The organism is Streptomyces pilosus, from assembly GCF_014649835.1.
In the GTDB taxonomy this organism is placed as follows: domain Bacteria; phylum Actinomycetota; class Actinomycetes; order Streptomycetales; family Streptomycetaceae; genus Streptomyces; species Streptomyces pilosus.
On record NZ_BMTU01000001.1, the window covers coordinates 815,749 to 835,404 of the forward strand.

Consider the following 19,656-nt stretch of genomic DNA (forward strand, 5'->3'; position numbering starts at 1 on the left):
TTACTTCGCGTAACGACCACTAACGGGCATCACAACGGCCACATTGTCTTTTGATAACAGCGCAATAACTCAAACCTCGTACTGATCGGTACGTCGAGCCTTAGAGTTCGGCAGCGGGACCGCTTTACCGAACCGTTCGGAGTTGCCCCCATGAACCCTCGTCCAGACAGCAGCCCTCCCCCCGCTCGGGGCCGGTCGGCTGCGACTCCGTCGTGCCCGCTCCACGTCGTGACGTCGGGAGGTAGGTCGTGAGGCCGGACGACAGCACGGCGGACGACTGGTTCGCCGAGTTCCTCAACTTCGGCGTGGGCGTCCTCGCGCTCGTCTGCCTCAGCTGCTCGGTGATCTGGGGACTGGTCGCCCAGGACCGCATCCTGCTCGGCCCGCGCCAGCGGATCCTGGCGCAGGCGGTGCACCGCGCCACCGCGGTCGCCGCGGTCGTCTTCCTGCTGATCCACATCGTCATCAAGCTGGCCCTGGACCACACCACGTGGATCGCCGCGGTGATCCCCTTCGGGCTGGCGCTCACCGACGACGAGGCCGTCGCCGGCCGGTCCTTCCTCATCGGACTCGGCACCCTCGCCGGGATGCTGATGATCTTTGTCGCGATCACCGGCGTACTGCGCAACCGCTTCGCCTCCCCGGCGCCGGTCGCGGCCCGCTGGCGGGCGATGCACATGCTGGCCTACCCGGCCTGGTGCGCGGCGCTGGTCCACGGCCTCTACGCGGGTCGAGCGGCCAAGCCGATCTTCCTGATCCTCTACGGGCTGTCGCTGCTCGGCGTCATGGCGGCCCTGTTCGTGCGCGCCTCCCCGCCCCACGTCAAGCGCAGAATCGCCGACCGGCTCACCGCGCTGCTCGGCACCGCCGACCAGCGCGCCCGTGAGCAGCTCGAGGAGAGCCGGGCCCGGGCGGCGGAGTCAGCCCTGCCCGGGTACGAGGGCGGACGCGGCTCCGGGCGGGGCGGGCGGCGCCGGCGCGGCGAACAGCCGTCCTACGACACCGGTGAGCGCCCCCTGTACGGGGGCGGCGGCCCGCTGTACGAGACCGCCGAGCGCGCGCCGGCCCCCGAACCGGCGAACGGTTTCGCGGCCGCCTACCGCGCGGTGTCGACGCCCGGCCGGCCCCCGTTCGAACAGGAGCCGCTCACCGACGCGACGGCCCGCATGGAACTGCCGGTGGACCTCCGGCCCACGGAGACCTTCCCCCGCGTGGACGGCCCCTCCAGCACCTCGGGCAACTGGCCCATCCCGTCCCCGCCGCCGGTCGGCGAGGCCCCGCCCTCGGCGTACGACCCGCTCAACGACACGGGATACAACATCCCGGCGTATGACAATTCGGCCGGCTCCGGCTTCGGTTCACGTGATGTGTACGACACCGGTGAGACGAACGGCCTCTACGACACGTACAACCCGAGTGACACGTACAACAGCGGTCCCGCCAATGAACCACTCCCCGGTGCGTCGCCGTCGTCCTCCTACGACTTCGACGCACCGGGTTCGGGCGAACCTTGGAACACGCCCTCCGGAGGCTTTAAGTGAACGAGGCCCTGCCCGACGTACCCGAAGTCCGCGTGGTCGGGCTTCCCCAGCTCACGTCGGGCTTCGACCTTGTCGACCGGCTCGATCTGCCCATGCACCTCAAGGTGCACGGGCCGCTCGAGCCCCTGGGCGGTGAGCAGCTCGCGCAGCTCGCCGAACGCATCAACCTCAGGGGCCGCGGCGGCGCGGGCTTCCCCTTCCACAAGAAGCTGCGCTCGGTCGCCGAGACGGCCATCAAACGCGGCGTGCGGCCGGTCGTCGTCGTCAACGGAAGCGAGGACGAACCGGCCTGCCGCAAGGACACGGTGCTCATCAACCGTGCCCCCCATCTCATCCTGGACGGCGCACTGCTGTGCGCCGAGGCCATGGGGGCCCGCACGCTCGTGGTGGGGGTCACCCGGGAGTCCACCCAGCGCTCCATGGAGGCCGCGCTCGCCGAGCGCGGCCTGAACAACGGCCGCCGCTCCGCGCTGCGCGCCCGTGTGCAGCGCAACCCGGTCCGCATGGTGACGGGGGCCGCGGCCTCCCTGATCCGGTCCATCGACGGCGGGCCGGCGATCCCGCCCGGCCGCAAGACCAGCGCCTCGAAGAACGGCGTCGGCGGCGCGCCCACGCTGCTGTCCAACGCCGAGACGTTCGCCCAGCTCGCCATCGCCGCCCGGATCGGCCCGGAGCGCTACGGCAACACCGGGCTGTACGACGAGCCGGGCACCGTGATGCTCACGGTCTCCGGGGCGGTGGCCCGCCCCATGGTGATCGAGGTGCCGACGGGCGTACCGCTGCGGTACGTCCTCCAGCTCGCCGGTGCCCCGCCGATGCCGCAGGGGGTGCTGACGGGCGGCTACCACGGCAAGTGGATCGACGCGGCGACCGTCAACGAGGCGATCGTCTCCCGCAACTCCCTCGACGCGGTGGGCGGTTCGCTGGGCGCGGGGGCGATCCTGCCGATCAGTCAGGACACCTGTCCGCTGGGCGAGTCGCTGCGGGTCGCCCAGTGGCTGGCGGAGGAGAGCGCCGGCCAGTGCGGCCCCTGCTACCTGGGGCTGCCGGCGGCCGCGCGCGGACTGGAGGACATCCTCAACGGGGGCGGTCCGGCCGCCCTGGAGGCGGTCAAGCAGGTCGCGAAGAACGTGAAGCGGCGGGGCGCCTGTTCGCACCCGGACGGCTCCGCGATGTTCCTGGAGTCGACCGTCAAGGCGTTCACCGACGACCTGGCGGCCCACGTCCTCGGCAACGGCTGCGGACGGCCCGTGGCGGGTGTCCTGCCGCTCTTCGAGGGGGGCAGGGCCCCTACGGGCATCCCCGGCGGCGGGGGCGAGGAGAACGGCCCCAGCCGTCAGAAGATCTACGTCGACTGGACGCTGTGCCGGGGCCACGGCCTGTGCGCGGACATCCTCCCGGAGGTGTTCCAGCTCGGCGCGGACGGATTCCCGACGGTGGCTCAGGCGCAGGTGCCGCGGTTCGCGGAGGCCAAGGCGCTGCGCGCGGTGCGCCGCTGTCCGGCACTGGCGCTGCGCATCGAGGACGAGGCCCCGCAGGCCAAGGCGCCGTCCCGCAACCTGCCGGTGCTCTCCCAGGGGCGCGGCCGGCGGGCCCTGGGCCGCTGAGACCCGTAGGGGGGTCCGTCCGGCGTCACGCGCCGGACGGACCCCCCACCACCACGGCCGGCGGTTCTCGGCACCACAACGGGCGAGGGCGGACCATCCGTTCGGATGGTCCGCCCTCGACTTCTGTGGAGCTAAGGAGAATTGAACTCCTGACCTCCTGCATGCCATGCAGGCGCTCTACCAACTGAGCTATAGCCCCTTGTCCTGCTCCGCCCGGTTTCCCCGGCGGCGACGCCAACTTTACACGGTCGACCCGGCCCAACACCAAATCGGTTTCGCTCCGCCCGGTCATGTCCGACATGCCCCACCTGCAGCGGGGCCGGATCAGGCGGTGACGAACGAATAGAAGCGCTTGAGCGTGCAGTGCTCCTCGAGCAGCCGCCCGTAGATCGGCTCGCCCTCGAGTTCGCGGTACGTCTCGATGGGGTCGCCTTTTATGATCAGCGCCCGCGCGCACTCCTCGCACCAGTACTGGTACTCGGGATTGATCGGCTCCATGTCGCGGACGATGGGCGTGCCGCTGCCGCACCAGTCGCACTTCCGCCTGTGTGCACCCATCGATCAGCTCCAGCTGTGGCCGCAGGCCGTGCACACGAAGGAGATCCCGCCGTTGTCCCCGAGCACCTGGGCGACGTGCGCGGAACCACAGGAGGGGCAGCTGAGCCGGGTCGAGGTCCGTCGGGTCGACACCGCTCCGAGGAGGTGGTCGACCTCCTCGAGGATGCTCCCTGGCATCACAACTCCCTCCCGTCGGGCCGCGCCCCCTTCCGGTCGTTTGATTCTGCCACGACCGGGCCGACACGGTCAGCGACGCCGTGGTACCGGTCGGGACACGGCCGCACGCCTCGCAGAGGTATACGCCCGGAGGTGCCGTCCTGCTCATCGGCGGACAACGAAAAAACCCGCCTCCCTGGAGGAGGCGGGATCTTCGTCATGTGGAGCTAAGGAGAATTGAACTCCTGACCTCCTGCATGCCATGCAGGCGCTCTACCAACTGAGCTATAGCCCCTGGTTGCCGCGGAGGCGGCTTCCCGGTGTTTCGTCCCGCTCGGCGGGGCGAACAAGAAGAACTTTAGCCTGCGACCTGCCAGAAAGTGAAATCCGGGTCCCGGGGCGTCCCCGGGACCGATCGGACGGCTCTCAGTCGTCGTCGCCGAGCACGGGTTCCGGCAGCGTGCCGGCGTTGTGCTCCAGCAGGCGCCAGCCCCGGACGCCCTCGCCCAGGACGGACCAGCAGCAGTTGGTGAGGCCGCCCAGGCCCTCCCAGTTGTGCGGGTCCAGGCCGAGCAGCCGGCCGATGGTGGTGCGGATGGTGCCGCCGTGGCTGACCACGACGAGCGTGCCGTCCTCCGGCAGCTTCTCGGCGTGCCGCAGCACCACGGGGGCGGCGCGGTCGGCGACCTCGGTCTCCAGCTCTCCCCCGCCGCGGCGGACGGGCTCGCCGCGCTTCCACGCGGTGTACTCGTCGCCGTACCTGGCGATGATCTCGTCGTGCGTCAGGCCCTGCCAGACGCCCGCGTAGGTCTCCCGCAGGGCCTCGTCGTGGGTGACGTGGAGGCCGGTGAGCGCGGCGAGCTCCGCGGCGGTGGCCGCGGCCCGCTTCAGGTCGGAGGCGACGATGGCGTCGGGCCGCAGACCGGCGAGCAGGCGGGCGGCCCTGCGGGCCTGGGCGACGCCGGTCGCGGTGAGCTCGACGTCCGTGGAGCCCTGGAAGCGGCGCTCCACGTTCCACGAGGTCTGGCCGTGCCGCCAGAGGATGAGGCGGCGGCCCCGGCGCACGCCCTCACCGGTGGCGCTCACCGCCACTCACCACCCGGCTGCGCCGTCTCCTCGGCCTCCTGCTGCTTGGCGTGCTCGGCGGCCTTGCCCTTGGTGGCGCGGGCGTCCTCGGGAAGCTCCAGCTCGGGGCAGTCCTTCCACAGCCGCTCCAGGGCGTAGAAGACACGCTCCTCGCTGTGCTGGACGTGGACGACGATGTCGACGTAGTCGAGCAGCACCCAGCGGGCCTCGCGGTCGCCCTCGCGGCGGACCGGCTTGGCGCCGAGCTCCTTGCTGAGCCGCTCCTCGATCTCGTCGACGATCGACTTGACCTGGCGGTCGTTGGGCGCGGAGGCCAGCAGGAAGGCGTCGGTGATGGACAGCACGTCACTGACGTCGTAGGCGACGATGTCGTGCGCGAGCTTGTCGGCGGCCGCCTGGGCGGCGGTGCGGACGAGCTCGATGGAACGGTCGGTTGCGGTCACTGCCAGGCTTTCGATAGGCGGTCGTTTGCCCTCAAGGGTCTCACGGACCGCCCAGCGCACCCCACGTGACGAGCGCGGGGTGCGCGCGGGCCGGCTAGGAGCCGGGATCGTAGTCCTGGCCGAGGACCACCGAGACGCGGGCGTTCGCGGAGGTCTTGCCCCGGGTCACGGAGTCGGCCGGCAGCCCCAGGGTCTTGGCGACCTCGCCCGCGTTCGCCTTGTCGGCGGCGTCGGCGTAGACGACCTTCGAGGTGGCCTCCGCGTCGGCGGTGCCGGCCTCGCGGAAGGTGAAGCCGCCGTTGAGGAGGATCACGCGGGCCTTCTCGGTGCGGTCGTCGACCCCGGTGGCGTTGCGCACGGAGACGCTGACGGCGGCGTCCGGGTCGGGGCTCTTGGCGGTGCCGCCGAGGACGTCCTTGACCACGCCGTCGCTCGCCTCGGCGGTGAGCGTGCCGTCGTCCCGCACGGGCAGCAGGGCGGTCCTGTGGTCGCCGCCCTTGGCGAGGTCGGAGAGCCGGGCGAGGAAGGAGCCGAGGTCCTTGTCGGTGAGCGGCGGCTCGATGATCTGCCCGAGGGTCTGGATGGTGACGGTGGCGGCGTCCGGGTCGGAGGTCATCTTGCGCAGGACGCCGTGCAGGACCTGTCCGAACCGCTCCAGCTGGGCGTCCTGCGCCTCGCCGGGGCCGCGGTGGGTGGCGTAGGCGACGGCCGCCTTGCCGCTGAGGGTCTGGCCCTTGCCCTTCCTGACGAGGGGGGCCTCGCCCTTCTTCGCGTCCGGGTCGGGCACGTCGGTGTCGGTGTCGACCTCGATGTTGCCGACGAGGTCGACGAGGGTGAGCAGGAACGGGGTGTCCAGCCGCCAGGTGCCCTCGATGTCGGTGCCGAGGACGGTGTCGAGGGAGGTCCTGGTGCCCTCGGAGCCGTCGTCCTCGACCGACTTGGCGAGCGTGGTGGTGCTGCCGTCGTCGGCGGTGAGGGCGAGGGAGTTGGGCAGCAGGACGGTGGTGCCCTGCTTGGTGGTGGTGTTGTCGACGAGCAGGGCGGTGGCGGTGCCGCCCCGGTCGGTGTCGTGCAGGTGGACGACGAGCACGTCCCGCTTCTGGGCGCCGGCCGCCGTCGTGGTGCCCGTCTCCGGGCCGGAGGAGAGTCCGGGCAGCTTCCCGGCGTACCAGAGGTAGCCGACGCCGCCGGCCACGACCAGGGCGAAGGCGACGGCGAGGGCGACGACGCGGCTGCGGGCGCGGCGCTTGGCCTCCTCGCGGCGCTCGGTGCGGTTCTCGGTGAACTTGAGCCAGTCGATGACGTCCTCGGAGTCGCCGTCGGGCTCCTCGACGAAGGCGAACTGCTCGGTGCGGTACTCCCGGCCGGGCTCGTCGGGGGCCGGGTCCTCGTCGACCGGGCCGGCCTGCTGCGGGATGTGCGCGGTCTGTTCGGTGACTTGGGGCTGCTGTCCGGTGCCGTGCGGAGCCGTCTGCCCGTAGGGGTCGTACGCCGGCTGCTGGTGTCCGCCGGCGCCGTAGGCGTCGTAGGCGGGGGCCTGGGGCTGCTGCGGGGCGCCGCCGGTCGCGTAGGGGTCGTACGCCGGCTGCTGGGGCCCGCCCGTGGCGTACGGGTCGTAGCCGTAGCCCTGCCGGTCCTGCTGCTGGTAGCCGTCGTACTGCTGCGGCTGCTGGTCCGTGGCCTGGCGGTAGACAGGCCGGCCGTACTCGTCGTAGCCGACGAGCTCGTACGGGGCGCCGCCCCCGTATCCCGCGTCGTATCGGTCGTTCACCGGTGCCCCTCTCGGATCACTCGCCGCGGTACAGCTCGCGCTTGTCGATGTAGCGCACGACTCCGTCCGGCACCAGGTACCAGACGGGTTCTCCCTTGGCGACTCTCGCACGGCAGTCCGTCGAGGAGATGGCGAGGGCGGGAACCTCCACCAGGGAGACACCGCCCTCGGGGAGTCCGGCGTCGGTCAGGTGGTGTCCGGGCCTGGTCACGCCGATGAAGTGCGACAGGGAGAAGAGCTCCTCGCTGTCGCGCCAGGTGAGGATCTGGGCCAGGGCGTCGGCGCCGGTGATGAAGAACAGGTCCGTGTCCGGGTTGAGTGCGCTCAGGTCGCGCAGGGTGTCCACGGTGTAGGTGGGGCCGCCGCGGTCGATGTCGATGCGGCTCACGGAGAACTGCGGGTTCTCGGCGGTCGCGATGACCGTCATCAGGTAGCGGTCCTCGGCGGCGGAGACCGCCCGGTGGCTCTTCTGCCAGGGCTGGCCGGTGGGGACGAAGACCACTTCGTCGAGGTGGAACTGCGCGGCGACCTCGCTGGCCGCCACCAGGTGCCCGTGGTGGATCGGGTCGAAGGTGCCGCCCATCACACCCAGACGGCGCTTGCGCCGCTCGGCCGGGCCACTGCCGGGGCCGGTAGGCATGTCCTGCTCTCCCATGCGTGCAGACCCTACCGGCCCCGCCCGGGCGCCCCGTCCGCCAGTGCCCTGCCGGGCCGGCCGACGGGGATCAGCGGTCGCGGTTGAAGCGGGTGGTGATCCACAGCAGGGTCAGCAGGGCCAGCAGGACGAGACCGCCGACGAGGTAGGGGTTGAGACTCTGGTGGTTGCCGCTGTGCTCTCCGCCCTCGGCGGCGAGGGTGACCAACTGGGCAGCGGCGCTGGGGAAGCTCATCTTCGGCAGAACCAATCGCGTGTGGGCGGGACAAGGACGTCCGCTCATCGTATGCGGGCGTCTCCGCGACGATCACGCCGACTCCGCCGTTACGGGCGACCGCGGTGTCCGGAGCGCCCCGGCAGGAACCTTGTCCGGCTCTCAGTCGTCCTTCCGGCTGTAGCCGCGCAACAGGAACCACGCGGTGAGCGCACAACCCACCAACATCACGACCAGAACGATCCGGATCACGATTCCCGCGCCTCCTCGGCCTCACCGCACGTCCGCACTGCCCGTCCACGGTATCTCCGCCTAGGCTGGGGCTTCGCCGCGGGGGAGCGGAGGGGCCGCGACGGGGCCCGCACAGGTCACTCAGACGCACATGGGGGAAACATGTCCGACGGCCACCAGCACAACGGGCACGAGAGCGTGCCGAGCAGGCAGCGCAGGCGCTTCCCCGGGATCTCCTCGCGTGCGTACGAACACCCGGCCGACCGCTCCGCGCTGGTCGCGCTGCGGAAGCTGAGCGGCTTCGACACGGTCTTCAAGGCGCTCAGCGGGCTGCTGCCCGAGCGCAGTCTGCGGCTGATGTTCCTGTCCGACTCGGTGCGGGTCTCGGACCGGCAGTTCGCGCACCTCAACGACATGCTGCGGGACGCCTGCTACATCCTGGACCTGGAGAAGGTCCCGCCGATGTACGTCGCCCAGGACCCGAACCCCAACGCGATGTGCATCGGTCTCGACGAGCCGATCATCGTGGTGACGACGGGGCTGGTGGAGCTGCTCGACGAGGAGGAGATGCGGGCGGTCGTCGGGCACGAGGTCGGGCACGCGCTGTCCGGGCACGCCGTGTACCGGACGATCCTGCTGTTCCTGACGTCGCTGGCGGTCCGGGTCGCCTGGATCCCGCTCGGCAACTTCGCGATCATGGCGATCGTGACGGCGCTGCGCGAGTGGTTCCGCAAGTCGGAGCTGTCCGCGGACCGGGCGGGGCTGCTGGTCGGCCAGGACCTCCAGGCCTCGATGCGCGGTCTGATGAAGATCGCGGGCGGCAACCACCTGCACGAGATGAACGTGGACGCGTTCCTGGAGCAGGCCGAGGAGTACGAGGCCGGGGGCGACCTGCGCGACTCCGTGCTGAAGATCCTCAACGTGCTGCCCCGCACGCACCCGTTCACCACGGTGCGGGCCGCCGAGCTGAAGAAGTGGGAGGCCTCCCGCGACCACCAGCGCATCATGGACGGCCACTACCCGCGCCGCGACGAGGACGGCGACGCGTCGGTGCGGGACTCCTGGCGGGAGTCGGCGAGCGCCTACGCGGGCGAGGTGAAGAACTCCAAGGACCCGCTGATGAAGCTGGTCAGCGACCTCGCGGGCGGCGCCGGTGACCTGGGCGACCGGGTCCGCCGCGGCTTCGGCGGCTTCGCCTCCCCGGGCCCGAAGCGGGGACCGGCGGACCCGGAGGGCCCCTCGGACACCCCCGGCGGAGAACCGCCCCGCGACGGCGCCTGACGGCCACGCGCCCGGGGACGGCCGAGGGCCGGGTGGCGGCCGCGACGGGCCGTGGGCCGGGTGCGGGACCCGGGACGGCCGCCGAGGGCCGACGCCGGTCAGAGTTTCGGCTGGGCGGCCGGTGCCAGGGAGCCGCACAGGGCCGGCGGGGTGTCGGCGGTGTAGGGGTCGGTGCCGGGGGGCGCGCCCTGCTCGGCCGTCCGGCCGGCGAGCAGCGGGCGCAGCCGGGAGACGGTGTCCTCGGCGCAGGACAGGGGCCCGGCCTGGAGGTGCGCGACGACGAGTTCGGCCTGGTGCAGGCGGAGGTCGTCGTGGTCGAAGCGGAAGCGCAGTTCGCGGCGGACGGTGAACAGCGACGCCTCGGCGTCCCGGCCCGCGCCGGCCGGCCGCACCGCGTACACGAAGGTGTGGTCGGTGGTCACCTCCAGGGTGGCGGCGTCGGCCTCGGCCGCCCGCATGGTGCCGCGGACGCGGATCCCCGGGTCGGCCAGTTCCACGCGGGAGGGGTCGAAGCGGACCAGCCACCCGGTGGGAGCGTGCCGTCCGTCCGCGGCCGGCCGGTCGAAGCTCCGGTCGAACTGGCCGTGCTGCCCGGAGTCGAGCAGCATCCGTACCGGGCGGGTCTCGTCGCCGGTGAGCACCCCGGGGTCGAGGGAGGACCGTACGAGGTAGTCCTTCGCGGTGAGCAGGGCGGTGACCACCTGGCTGTCGGAGAAGTGCGCGGTGCTCCGGGACGCCGGGAGGGGGACGCCGTCGGCGCCGGTGTTGAAGGGCGCCGCGGGGCTGCGCGCGTAAAGCCGTTCGACGTCGGTGGTGCCGGGCACCTCGCCGCGGGGGGCGAGCGGGACGACGGTCGTCCGCAGCGGCTCGGCGGGCTCCGCGCCCGCGGGCGTCCGGTAGGGGCTGCGCACGCCCAGGTACACGGCGGTGCCGAAGGCCACGGCGATCAGCAGGACCAGGACCAGCGCCTGCCGGGAGAGTCCGCCCCGGCGCAGGGGCGGGCTGCGGCGGACGGCCGGGGCGTGGTCGGTGATGCGCTCCCGCGCGGAGTACTCCCGGAGCCGGGCAGCCCGGACGAAGGACTCGTCGAAGACGACGGACCCGTACTCGTCCTCTCCGCCTCCGGGGGCTCCCTCGGGTGTCCCCTCGGGCGGGTCCGAAGGCCCTCCCATATCTTCAGGGTGGGTCCCGGGGCGGCGCGGTAAACGCGTGCCGCAGGTTCGGTTCCGGCCGGTCTCAGGGGCTGCTGCCGGGGATCACCGGGACGGCCGGCCGGGAGTAGTCGGCCGACGCGGAGGGGGCGGCGGCGCTGCCCTGTTCCACACCTGTGGAGGCGGGTGGCGGGGTCGGGTCCTGCCGGCTGGAGGAGCCGCCCCGGTAGACGGCCGAGAAGGCGAGCGCGACCATGCCGATGCCCATCACGAGGGCGAGCACCCAGGCGACGGTCCGGTGCCAGCGCGCCTGCCTGCCGTACGGGCCCGGGGAGCCGTAGTCGTCCTCCAGGGCGTCGGCGTCGGCGTCCGGGCCGAGGTGGCGCGGGCCTGCCCGGTAGCCGCCGTAGCCGTCGTCGCGGCGGACGCGGGCCCGGTGTGCCTCGGCCTCGGAGGCCTCGGCTCTGGCCTGCGCGGCGGCCAGGAGGCGTTCGACGGCGGTCGGCTCGTGCACCTCGGCCGCGCGTACGAAGTCCTCGTCGAAGACCACGGAGGCGAACTCTTCGTCCGACACCCCGCGGTCGTGGTCGTCGTCGGGCTCCCAGCCGTCCGGGAACGGCGTGCCCCCCACGTCCTCCGGCACGCGTCCAGAGTAGACCTGGGGGGTCGTTTTGGGCAGACGGTATGGAAATTGATCCATCTGCCGGGACGCCCGGCCGCCGTCCCGTCGCGGCGGACGCCCGCCGCGCCGCGGTTCAGCGCCGTACGTGGCCGTCGCCGGTGACGATGTACTTCGTGCTGGTCAGCTCGGGCAGGCCCATCGGGCCCCGGGCGTGCAGCTTCTGGGTGGAGATGCCGATCTCCGCGCCGAAGCCGAACTGGCCGCCGTCGGTGAAACGGGTGGAGGCGTTCACCGCGACCGTGGTGGAGTCCACCAACTGGGTGAACCGGCGGGCGGCCTGCTGCGAGGTGGTGACGATGGCCTCGGTGTGTCCCGAGGTCCACAGCCGGATGTGCTCGACGGCCCGGTCGAGGGAGTCGACGACGGCGGCGGCGATGTCGTGGGACAGGTACTCGGTCTCCCAGTCCTCCGTGGTGGCCTCGACGACGGTGGCGCGGGAGTCCTTCGCGTACGCCATGACGCGCTCGTCGGCGTGCACGGTCACCCCGGCGTCGGCCAGGGCGTCCAGGGCGCGCGGCAGGAACTCGGCGGCGATGTCCTGGTGGACCAGGAGGGTCTCCGCGGCGTTGCACACGCCGACCCGCTGGGCCTTGGAGTTGACCAGGATCTCGACGGCCATGTCGAGGTCGGCCTGCGCGTCGACGTAGACGTGGCAGTTGCCGGTGCCGGTCTCGATGACCGGGACGACCGACTCCCGCACGACCGTGTCGATGAGGGAGGCGCCGCCGCGCGGGATGAGCACGTCGACCAGGCCCCGGGCGCGCATCAGCTCGCGCACGCTGTCGCGGCCCTCGCCGGGCACCAGCTGCACGGCGTCGGCGGGCAGCCCGGCGCCGTGCACGGCGTCGCGCAGGACCTTCACCAATGCGGTGTTCGACCGGTACGCGGAGGAGGAGCCGCGCAGCAGGACCGCGTTGCCGGACTTCAGGCAGAGGGCGGCGGCGTCGACCGTCACGTTGGGCCGGCCCTCGTAGATGATCCCGACGACGCCGAGCGGCACCCGGACCTGGCGCAGGTCGATGCCGTTGGGCAGGGCCGAGCCGCGCACGACCTCGCCGACGGGGTCGGGCAGCGCGGCCACGTCCCGCACGTCGGCGGCGATGGCGCGCACCCGCTCCGGGGTGAGCGTGAGCCGGTCGATCATGCCCTCGCTCAGGCCGCCCTCGCGGGCCTTGGCCACGTCCTGGGCGTTGGCCTCGACGATCTCGCTCGCGCGGACCTCCAGCGCGTCGGCGATGGCGAGCAGCGCGTCGTCCTTGGCGGCGCGCGGCAGCGGAGCCAGGGTGGCCGCGGCGCCCTTGGCCCGGTAGGCGGCCTGGTCGACCGGGGACATCGAGTCGTACGGGGAGAGCGTGGTCATACAGGGAAGGGTAGTGCGGGCGGCGGGCGCCGTCGGCGGTCATCCCGAACCATGAGACCGGCCTCAGAAGGGGTGGACGCCGACGGGAGTGGCGAGGACCGGGCCGTATCCGGCGGCGACGCGCTGGTGGTAGGTCGGCCGGTCGATGACCTCCAGCCCCACGATCTCCCACGGCGGCAGGCCCGCGGTCTGCCGGTGCTCGCCCCACAGGCGCAGCGCCACGGCGGCCGCGTCGTGCAGGTCGCGGGCCTCCTCCCAGTAGCGGATCTCCGCGTGGTCCTCGGCGTAGCGGCTGGTCAGCAGGAAGGGGTGGTCGTGGGCCAGCTGTTCCAGGGCCCGCCGGACCTCCGTGACGGGGGCCGGTGCTCCGGAGACGCTGAGGGTGACGTGCCACAGCCGGGGCAGGTCGTCGTCCTCGCCGGCCGGGAACCGGTCCCCGGCCGCGACGGCGGTCAGGGCGCGCTCCTCGCCGCCCGCGCGGTCGCCACCGCGGGACGCCGTCGTACCGGGGCGCACTCGTCTCACGACGGCCTCCTTCACACGCGGACCGCCCGGGGATCGGGCGGACTTGTCCCTGCGACAAAGTTGAGCAGCCCGCCGCGGATCGCGGGGCGGTTTTGCGGAACGTCCACCACCGAGGGCGGACGTTCCGGCACATTACGGATGCAGGACCACCAGATCGTCCCTGTGTACGACCTCCCGTTCGTACTCGCGACCGAGATCCCGGGCGAGTTCGCGGGTGGAGCGGCCGATCAGGAGGGGGATCTCCCTGGCGTCGAAGTTGACCAGGCCCCGGGCGACCGCACGGCCCTCGCGGTCCCGCAGCTCCACCGGGTCGCCCGCGCTGAACTCCCCCTCGACGCCGGCGATCCCGGCCGGCAGCAGCGACTTGCGGCCCTGGACGACCGCGCGCACGGCACCGTCGTCCAGGGTGAGGGAGCCCTGCGGGGTGGAGGCGTGCTGGAGCCAGAGCAGCCGTTCGGCGGAGCGGCGCCCGGTGGGGTGGAAGTAGGTGCCGGTGTCGCCGCCGGCCAGGGCCTCGGCGGCGTGCACCGCGCTGGTCAGGACCACCTGGATGCCGGCGGCGGCGGCGATCCGCGCGGCCTCGACCTTGGTGACCATGCCGCCGGTGCCGACGCCCGCCTTGCCCGCGCTGCCGATCTCGACGTGCGCGAGGTCCTCGGGGCCCCTGACCTCCGCTATGCGCGAGGTGCCGGGGCGGGAGGGGTCGCCGTCGTAGACGCCGTCCACGTCGGAGAGCAGCACCAGCAGGTCGGCGTGGACCAGGTGGGCGACGAGGGCGGCGAGCCGGTCGTTGTCGCCGAAGCGGATCTCGTCGGTGGCGACGGTGTCGTTCTCGTTGACCACCGGGAAGGCGCCCATCGCGAGCAGCTTGTCGAAGGTGCGGGAGGCGTTGCGGTGGTGGGCGCGGCGGCTCATGTCGTCGCTGGTCAGCAGCACCTGCCCGACCCGGATGCCGTAGCGGGCGAAGGAGGCGGTGTAGCGGGCGACCAGGAGCCCCTGGCCGACGCTGGCGGCGGCCTGCTGGCGGGCGAGGTCCCGGGGGCGGCGGCGCAGCCCCAGCGGGGCGAGCCCGGCGGCGATGGAACCGGAGGAGACGAGGACGATCTCCCGCTCTCCCCCGCTCCTCATCTTCGCCAGGACGTCGACGAGCGCGTCCACCCGGTCGGCGTCCAGACCGCCCGCCGCGGTGGTCAGCGACGAGGAGCCGACCTTGACGACGATCCTGCGTGCCTCGCCCACGGCCCGCCTTGCCCCTGCCACCTTGCCGCCTTCACGTCGATCGGTCGCCTCGCCAGGCAATCTACGGGAAACCGGGCGACAGGCGCGCGACGGTCCATCCTCCGGACCGGCCGGGTGACGGGCCGACCACGCACCGCGTACGGCGAAAGGGTTGTGTTGGTTGCCTGTAGAAATCAAAGAACGATTGAAATTATTGTGTCGTCCGAGACATGTCCAGATCGTGAAGGGCGCCCAGTGAGACGCATCCTGCTCCGTTCGGGTAAGAACCCGTTCGACGTCGTACCCGTGGAGGAGGCTCTCCACCGGGACGTCATCGCCACCAACTCGGGCAACCTGATCTTCAGCGATGCCGCTCACAAGATCCTCACCGCTCCCGGCACCGAGGTCGTCTCGAACGGCATGCGGACGGAGGTCGCCGCCGCCGGGCAGATCAACGACGAGTACGACGCGTTCGTGGTTCCGCTGGCCAACGCCTTCCGGCCCTCGTTCGAGCCGGCGCTGAAGCGGCTGACCCGGCTGATCGGCAAGCTGAAGATCCCGGTCGTGGTCCTCGGGGTCGGCGCCCAGACGGGCATCACGTACGACCCGGCGCGGCTGAAGGCCATGGAGCCGACCGTCCGCGCCTTCTGCTCGGCGGTCCTCGACCACAGCGCCTCGATCGGCGTGCGGGGCGAGTTCACCGAGAAGTACCTTAACGACATGGGCTTCAGGGACGTCGAGGTCATCGGCTGCCCGTCGATGTTCCTGCACGGCGACACCCTCACCGTCGAGAAGCGGGCCGCCACCCTGGCCCCCGACGCCCGCGTCGCGGTCAACGGCTCGCACACGGCGATGCACGGCGGCGGACTGCACAAGATCGTCTCCCGTGCCCACGCGCGCTACCCGAACCTGCGCTACATCGGCCAGAACCTCACCGACGCCAAGCAGTTGCACTGGCGGGACGTGAACTCCCCGGCCGGCCGGATCACCCTGATGCCGACGCACCCGGACCACCCGATGTACCGGGAGGACAAGGTCCGCGTGTACATCGACCCGCAGACCTGGTTCGACGATCTGCGGGACTTCGACTACTCCTTCGGCTCGCGCATCCACGGCAACATCGCCGCGCTGCTCGCGGGCACGCCCGCGACCGTGCTGGCCTTCGACTCCCGCACGCTGGAACTGTGCCGCTACTTCGAGATACCGCACCAGCGGCTCGACGAGACCGCCCCGGACACCGACCCGGCCGAACTGTACGAGAAGGCCGACTTCGGCGCGCTGACCGGCAACCACCGTGACCGGTTCGACCGCTTCACCGCCTTCCTCGACAAGAACGGCCTGCAGAACACCTTCACCCACGGCGACGGGGGCAAGGCCTTCGACGAGAAGATCAGGGCGCTGCCCTTCCCCCCGGGCGTCCGCCCCTGGCTGGACTCCGACCCGGCGTCCCTGGCCACCCGCCTCAACTGGATGTACGGCCGTGTCAGCGAGCTGACCGCGGACAACACCAGGCTCAAGCGCGAGCTGACGCGGGCCAGGTCCGGCGCCAAGGCGGCGGGCGCGGCGGCCGGCAGCGGTTCGAAGACCTCGGTCTACCGCCGCGCCCGGCGCGTGGTGGGCGGCCCGCTGCGGCGCGCCCTGCAACCGGTGCGGCAGCCGTCGCAGAAGGGCCGCGGAGCGGTATAACACGGGCCGGTCACTCCAGGGCCGGGGACACGCGCGTGTCGTCAGGCGGCCGGCGCGCGTTAACCCGGGCGCCCGTTCTGCGACAACCCTGGAGTGCCCGCAGTGCCCGTACCCTGGTCCCACCGGCGGCGGACAGCCGCGAAACTGCTCTTCCCGGCCGCGCTGGCGGCCGTCTTCGCCGCGCAGGCGGTGGGCGCCCTGCTCCCGCACGTCCCCCTGCTCATCGCCGCGACGGCGGTGTCCCTGACGCTCGAGGCGACGCTGTACCGCTGGCAGCCCGCCGTGCTGTCGCTGTTCACGAAGGCGCACGCGGACATCACCGTCCGCTGTCTCCTGCGTGACCTGCTGCTCATGGTGGGCCTGCTGCACCTGGGCGGGCAGAGCAGGGAGACGCAGTACGCGCCGCTCGTCGCCGGACTGCTCGCCTGCTACGCGCTGCACTGCGCCAGTCAGGCGGTGTCCGTGCTGGTCCGCCGCACCCGCACGCTGCCCGTGGTGACCCGCAACATCGACGCCTCGGCGCTGCGCCTCTCCCCCGCCCCGCCCGCGCTGCTGCGCCGTCCCGGCCACCGGCTGCTGGTGCTGGGCCTGCCCGCGACGGCCGGTCTGGCGGCGACGGCGGTGACCGACGACACCCGGTGGGCGGCGGCCGGTGTCGCGCTGTCGCTGCTGCTCGCCCTGGCCGGTCTGGCCGCCCTGCTGCTGCGGCTGCTGCCCGGGCGGCGGCCGGCGGACGAGCGGGAGGTGCTCGACTGGTTCGACGCGTGGCTGGCGGAGTACCGGCCGACGGTCGGGCTGTACTTCTCCGGCGGGGCCGCCTCCGCCTACCAGGCGGGCATGTGGCTGGAGCCCCTCGCCCGGCTGGACGCCCGTCCGGTCGTCATCCTGCGGGAGCGGTTCATGGTCTCCCGGATCGCGCCGACCGACATCCCCATCGTGTGCCTGCCGAAGGTCCCCACGCTGATGCGGCTGGAGCACTCCACGCTCCAGGTGCTCATCCACCCCTCCAACTCCGGCAAGACCTCGCAGGTGCTGCGCATCCCCACGATCAAGCACGCCTTCGTCAACCACGGCGAGAGCGACAAGCTGTCGTCCTGCAACCCGTACGCGAAGGCCTACGACGAGGTGTGGGTGGCCGGCCCGGCGGCACGGGAGCGCTACGCGCTGGCCGAGGTGGGCGTGGACGACAAGGACGTGGTGGAGATCGGCCGCCCGCAACTGGACGCCGTGCGCCCGTACGCGGGCCCGCCCGCCGGGTCCCGTACGACCGTGCTGTACGCGCCGACCTGGGAGGGCTGGGACGGCAACCCGGGGAACACGTCGGTGGTCGCGGCCGGCGAGAACCTGGTGCGGGCGCTGCTCGCGGACCCCGGGGTGCGGCTGCTGTACAAGCCGCACCCGCTGACCGGATCGGTGGACCCGCGGGCGGGCGCCGCGGACCGCCGCATCCGCGAACTGATCCACGCGGCCAACCGGTCCCGCCCCGGCCGGGTCACGGAGCCGTCGGCGGAACTGGCGCGGCTCACGGCGGAACTGGACCGGCTCACCACGTCCGGCTTCCGGGCGGGCGCCGACCAGGTGGAGCGGATGCTCGCCCAGAGCGCCCCCGAGCCGGGCCGGGCGGAGGCGGTGACGCGCCTGACCGCGGCCTGGGAGGAGGCGTACTGGGCCTCGCTGCCGGACGGGGAGCACCAGGTCGTCACCGAGGCCCGGCCCTCCCTCTACGCCTGCTTCAACGAGGCCGACCTGCTGATCAGCGACGTGTCCAGTGTGATCACCGACTTCCTGGCCGGCGGCAAGCCGTACGCGGTGGCCAACACCGGCGACCTCAGCGAGCCGGAGTTCCGCGCGGCCTTCCCGACGGTGGCGGCGGCGACGGTCCTGACGCCGGACGCGTCCGGGGTGCCGGCCCTGCTGGACGCCGTACGGCACCCGGAGCGGGACGGCCTGCGCGAGGCGCGCGCGGAGTTGCAGCTGCGGCTGCTGGGCCCGGCCGTCCCGGCCGCCCAGGAGCGCTTCGCGGCGGCCGTCGGGGCCCTGTGCGCGGCGGCGCGCGAGCACCGGGCCCGCGTGTCGGACCGTCACGCCACGGAACTCCCCGGTCAGCGCCGGGAGACGGCGGGGGCCGCGTCCGGGGGCGCCGCGCTCACGCCGCAGCGGCCTTCCCGCCGGGCTTGACGCCACGCGACGCGCGGAGCAGCCGGCGGACCCTTCTGACGGCCCGGCGCAGCACGGCGGGCGTGCCGTCCTCGCGGTAGCCGGGGACGGCGCGGGCCTCGCGGGGCGAGGCCAGGTACACGGAATCGGGGATGCCCGCCTCGCGGTCCCCGTAGTAGGGGTAGGCCAGGTAGACGTGGCGGCCGCGCCTCTTCAGTACGGCGGGCGGTCGTTCCTTCGTACGTAACCTCAGTACGCCGAGGAGGAGTTCCGGCCGCCGCTCGGCCACCAGGTGCAGCCGCAGCCGCTCCTCGACCTTGAGCAGCCGGGCGACGCCCTCGGTCCAGTGGCGCTCCATCAGCGGCTGCGCCAGTTCCAGCTTGCGGGCGCGCACCTCGTCGGTGTCCCTGAGGAACACGGGGCCGAACTGGGGCAGCAGGGTGATGGTGAACGGCCGCAGCATCAGCAGGTCACGGCGGGGGCCCGCGGGGACGAGGGCGGCGATCAGGTCCATCAGGGCGCGGGCGGAGTCGAAGCGCAGGGTGTAGCCGCCGCTCTTGGTGACGTGCTTGCCGTCGGTGCGGCCCACCAGGTAGTAGCAGGTGTAGTCGGCGACCACCGAGACGCCGTCCGCGCGCAGGTACGCCTCCATGGTGAACAGCGCGTCCTCGCCGGTCCACAGGGACTCGTCGAACCGCATGCCGTGCCGTTCGAGCAGCGCGCGGCGGAACAGTTTCTGCGCGCTGAGGGTGTACTTGATGTTGGACGAGTAGACGTCGGTGCGCTCCAGCGTCCTGCCCCACATGGACTTCGGCGCGCCGCGGTTGACGCCCTCGATCCGGCCCAGGACGACGTCGGTCCCGGCGCGGTCGGCCATGTCCACCATCCGCTCCAGGGCTTCGGGGCCGAGCCGGTCGTCGGCGTCCAGGAAGAAGACATAGCGGCCGCTCGCCCTGGCCAGGCCCACGTTGCGCGGGCCGCTGGGGCCGCCCGAGTTCTGCTGCCGGATCACGGTGACCGGCATGGGGGCACGGTCCGCGAACTCCTCCAGGCACCGCCCCGTACCGTCGGTCGAGCCGTCGTCGACCGCGACGACCTCGACCCGCTCCGGGCCGATGGTCTGCGCCTCGACGGACGCCAGGCACTCGGCCAGGTACGGCATCGCCTCGTATGCCCCGATGATCACGGTGACATCAGGCTGCGCCACGGTCACGCTCCCTCTTCGCAGGAAATCCTCTTGTATCGCCTCAATCGCTACGAGTTAGACGGGTGTTCGAAGACGACGGTTGTCCCGGCCCTCCGCCAGTGGCTCACGTCACAGGGTGGCCGCGGGT

The 19,656-nt window shown here is 72.4% G+C and carries 18 protein-coding genes and 2 tRNA genes; 5 read left to right on the top strand and 15 right to left on the bottom strand.

From position 1 onward, the window contains the following. Positions 1-248: 248 nt before the first annotated feature. Positions 249-1,541, top strand: coding sequence for a ferric reductase-like transmembrane domain-containing protein (locus tag IE118_RS03730; protein WP_189555776.1), 1,293 nt, complete (start codon positions 249-251; stop codon positions 1,539-1,541). After that, complete coding sequence (locus tag IE118_RS03735; RefSeq protein ID WP_189555777.1) at positions 1,538-3,148, top strand: NADH-quinone oxidoreductase subunit NuoF family protein; 1,611 nt, start codon at positions 1,538-1,540, stop codon at positions 3,146-3,148. Before IE118_RS03730 ends, IE118_RS03735 begins: the two co-directional genes overlap by 4 nt. Positions 3,149-3,274: 126 nt before the next feature. Here IE118_RS03735 and IE118_RS03740 read toward each other — a convergent pair. The 9 genes from IE118_RS03740 to IE118_RS03780 form a co-directional block, all read right to left on the bottom strand. After that, positions 3,275-3,347 (bottom strand) — tRNA-Ala (locus IE118_RS03740). Positions 3,348-3,472: 125 nt separating this feature from the next. Beyond that, a complete protein-coding gene (locus tag IE118_RS03745) occupies positions 3,473-3,706 on the bottom strand; it encodes a hypothetical protein (RefSeq protein ID WP_004931461.1) in 234 nt (77 codons plus the stop codon). Between the two features lie 3 nt (positions 3,707-3,709). Next, complete coding sequence (locus IE118_RS03750; RefSeq protein WP_189555778.1) at positions 3,710-3,883, bottom strand: hypothetical protein; 174 nt, start codon at positions 3,881-3,883, stop codon at positions 3,710-3,712. Between the two features lie 201 nt (positions 3,884-4,084). Then, a tRNA-Ala gene (locus IE118_RS03755) sits at positions 4,085-4,157 on the bottom strand. Between the two features lie 131 nt (positions 4,158-4,288). Continuing rightward, positions 4,289-4,954: a histidine phosphatase family protein gene (locus IE118_RS03760; RefSeq protein ID WP_189555779.1), complete on the bottom strand. Its 666-nt coding sequence runs from the start codon at positions 4,952-4,954 to the stop codon at positions 4,289-4,291. Beyond that, a complete protein-coding gene (gene rsfS, locus IE118_RS03765; protein ID WP_189555780.1) occupies positions 4,945-5,391 on the bottom strand; it encodes a ribosome silencing factor in 447 nt (148 codons plus the stop codon). Before rsfS ends, IE118_RS03760 begins: the two co-directional genes overlap by 10 nt. A gap of 94 nt (positions 5,392-5,485) precedes the next feature. Continuing rightward, positions 5,486-7,162, bottom strand: coding sequence for a LytR C-terminal domain-containing protein (locus IE118_RS03770; RefSeq protein WP_189555781.1), 1,677 nt, complete (start codon positions 7,160-7,162; stop codon positions 5,486-5,488). Between the two features lie 16 nt (positions 7,163-7,178). Beyond that, complete coding sequence (gene nadD, locus IE118_RS03775) at positions 7,179-7,817, bottom strand: nicotinate-nucleotide adenylyltransferase (RefSeq protein WP_189555782.1); 639 nt, start codon at positions 7,815-7,817, stop codon at positions 7,179-7,181. A 70-nt stretch (positions 7,818-7,887) separates the two neighbouring features. Further along, complete coding sequence (locus IE118_RS03780; protein WP_189555783.1) at positions 7,888-8,052, bottom strand: hypothetical protein; 165 nt, start codon at positions 8,050-8,052, stop codon at positions 7,888-7,890. A 372-nt stretch (positions 8,053-8,424) separates the two neighbouring features. On the opposite strand from IE118_RS03780, the gene IE118_RS03785 reads away from it, so the two are divergent. Next, a complete protein-coding gene (locus IE118_RS03785) occupies positions 8,425-9,543 on the top strand; it encodes a M48 family metallopeptidase (RefSeq protein ID WP_189555784.1) in 1,119 nt (372 codons plus the stop codon). Between the two features lie 98 nt (positions 9,544-9,641). Here IE118_RS03785 and IE118_RS03790 read toward each other — a convergent pair whose 3' ends face one another. The 5 genes from IE118_RS03790 to proB form a co-directional block, all read right to left on the bottom strand. After that, the gene (locus tag IE118_RS03790; protein WP_189555785.1) at positions 9,642-10,715 is read right to left on the bottom strand and encodes an SCO2583 family membrane protein; all 1,074 of its coding nucleotides are present in this window, start codon (positions 10,713-10,715) and stop codon (positions 9,642-9,644) included. Between the two features lie 64 nt (positions 10,716-10,779). After that, a complete protein-coding gene (locus IE118_RS03795) occupies positions 10,780-11,337 on the bottom strand; it encodes an SCO2584 family spore wall biosynthesis protein (protein ID WP_444545704.1) in 558 nt (185 codons plus the stop codon). 112 nt (positions 11,338-11,449) lie between these two features. Continuing rightward, positions 11,450-12,736: a glutamate-5-semialdehyde dehydrogenase gene (locus IE118_RS03800; protein WP_189555787.1), complete on the bottom strand. Its 1,287-nt coding sequence runs from the start codon at positions 12,734-12,736 to the stop codon at positions 11,450-11,452. A gap of 63 nt (positions 12,737-12,799) precedes the next feature. Continuing rightward, positions 12,800-13,252 carry a DUF8830 family protein gene (locus IE118_RS03805; protein WP_491591188.1) on the bottom strand — a complete coding sequence of 151 codons (453 nt, stop codon included), beginning with the start codon at positions 13,250-13,252 and terminating at the stop codon, positions 12,800-12,802. Between the two features lie 141 nt (positions 13,253-13,393). Beyond that, positions 13,394-14,500: a glutamate 5-kinase gene (gene proB / locus IE118_RS03810; protein ID WP_189556067.1), complete on the bottom strand. Its 1,107-nt coding sequence runs from the start codon at positions 14,498-14,500 to the stop codon at positions 13,394-13,396. A gap of 234 nt (positions 14,501-14,734) precedes the next feature. Here proB and IE118_RS03815 point away from each other — a divergent pair, with 234 nt between their 5' ends. Continuing rightward, positions 14,735-16,165: a polysaccharide pyruvyl transferase family protein gene (locus IE118_RS03815; protein ID WP_189555789.1), complete on the top strand. Its 1,431-nt coding sequence runs from the start codon at positions 14,735-14,737 to the stop codon at positions 16,163-16,165. Between the two features lie 102 nt (positions 16,166-16,267). Then, a complete protein-coding gene (locus IE118_RS03820; RefSeq protein WP_229846647.1) occupies positions 16,268-18,343 on the top strand; it encodes a CDP-glycerol glycerophosphotransferase family protein in 2,076 nt (691 codons plus the stop codon). On the opposite strand, the gene IE118_RS03825 is transcribed toward IE118_RS03820, so the two are convergent. Next, entirely contained in the window at positions 18,312-19,535 is a 1,224-nt protein-coding gene (locus tag IE118_RS03825) for a glycosyltransferase family 2 protein (protein WP_189555790.1), read from the bottom strand. The two genes, IE118_RS03820 and IE118_RS03825, sit on opposite strands and share 32 nt — an antisense overlap. Between the last annotated feature and the right edge of the window lie 121 nt (positions 19,536-19,656).

Excerpts from the sequence above, each read along its gene's own strand:
- IE118_RS03745 (WP_004931461.1), bottom strand. The coding sequence starts at position 3,706 with ATGGGTGCACACAGGCGGAAGTGCGACTGGTGCGGCAGCGGCACGCCC.
- IE118_RS03750 (WP_189555778.1), bottom strand. The coding sequence starts at position 3,883 with ATGCCAGGGAGCATCCTCGAGGAGGTCGACCACCTCCTCGGAGCGGTG.
- nadD (WP_189555782.1), bottom strand. The coding sequence starts at position 7,817 with ATGGGAGAGCAGGACATGCCTACCGGCCCCGGCAGTGGCCCGGCCGAG.
- IE118_RS03780 (WP_189555783.1), bottom strand. The coding sequence starts at position 8,052 with ATGAGCTTCCCCAGCGCCGCTGCCCAGTTGGTCACCCTCGCCGCCGAG.
- IE118_RS03785 (WP_189555784.1), top strand. The coding sequence starts at position 8,425 with ATGTCCGACGGCCACCAGCACAACGGGCACGAGAGCGTGCCGAGCAGG.
- IE118_RS03790 (WP_189555785.1), bottom strand. The coding sequence starts at position 10,715 with ATGGGAGGGCCTTCGGACCCGCCCGAGGGGACACCCGAGGGAGCCCCC.
- IE118_RS03800 (WP_189555787.1), bottom strand. The coding sequence starts at position 12,736 with ATGACCACGCTCTCCCCGTACGACTCGATGTCCCCGGTCGACCAGGCC.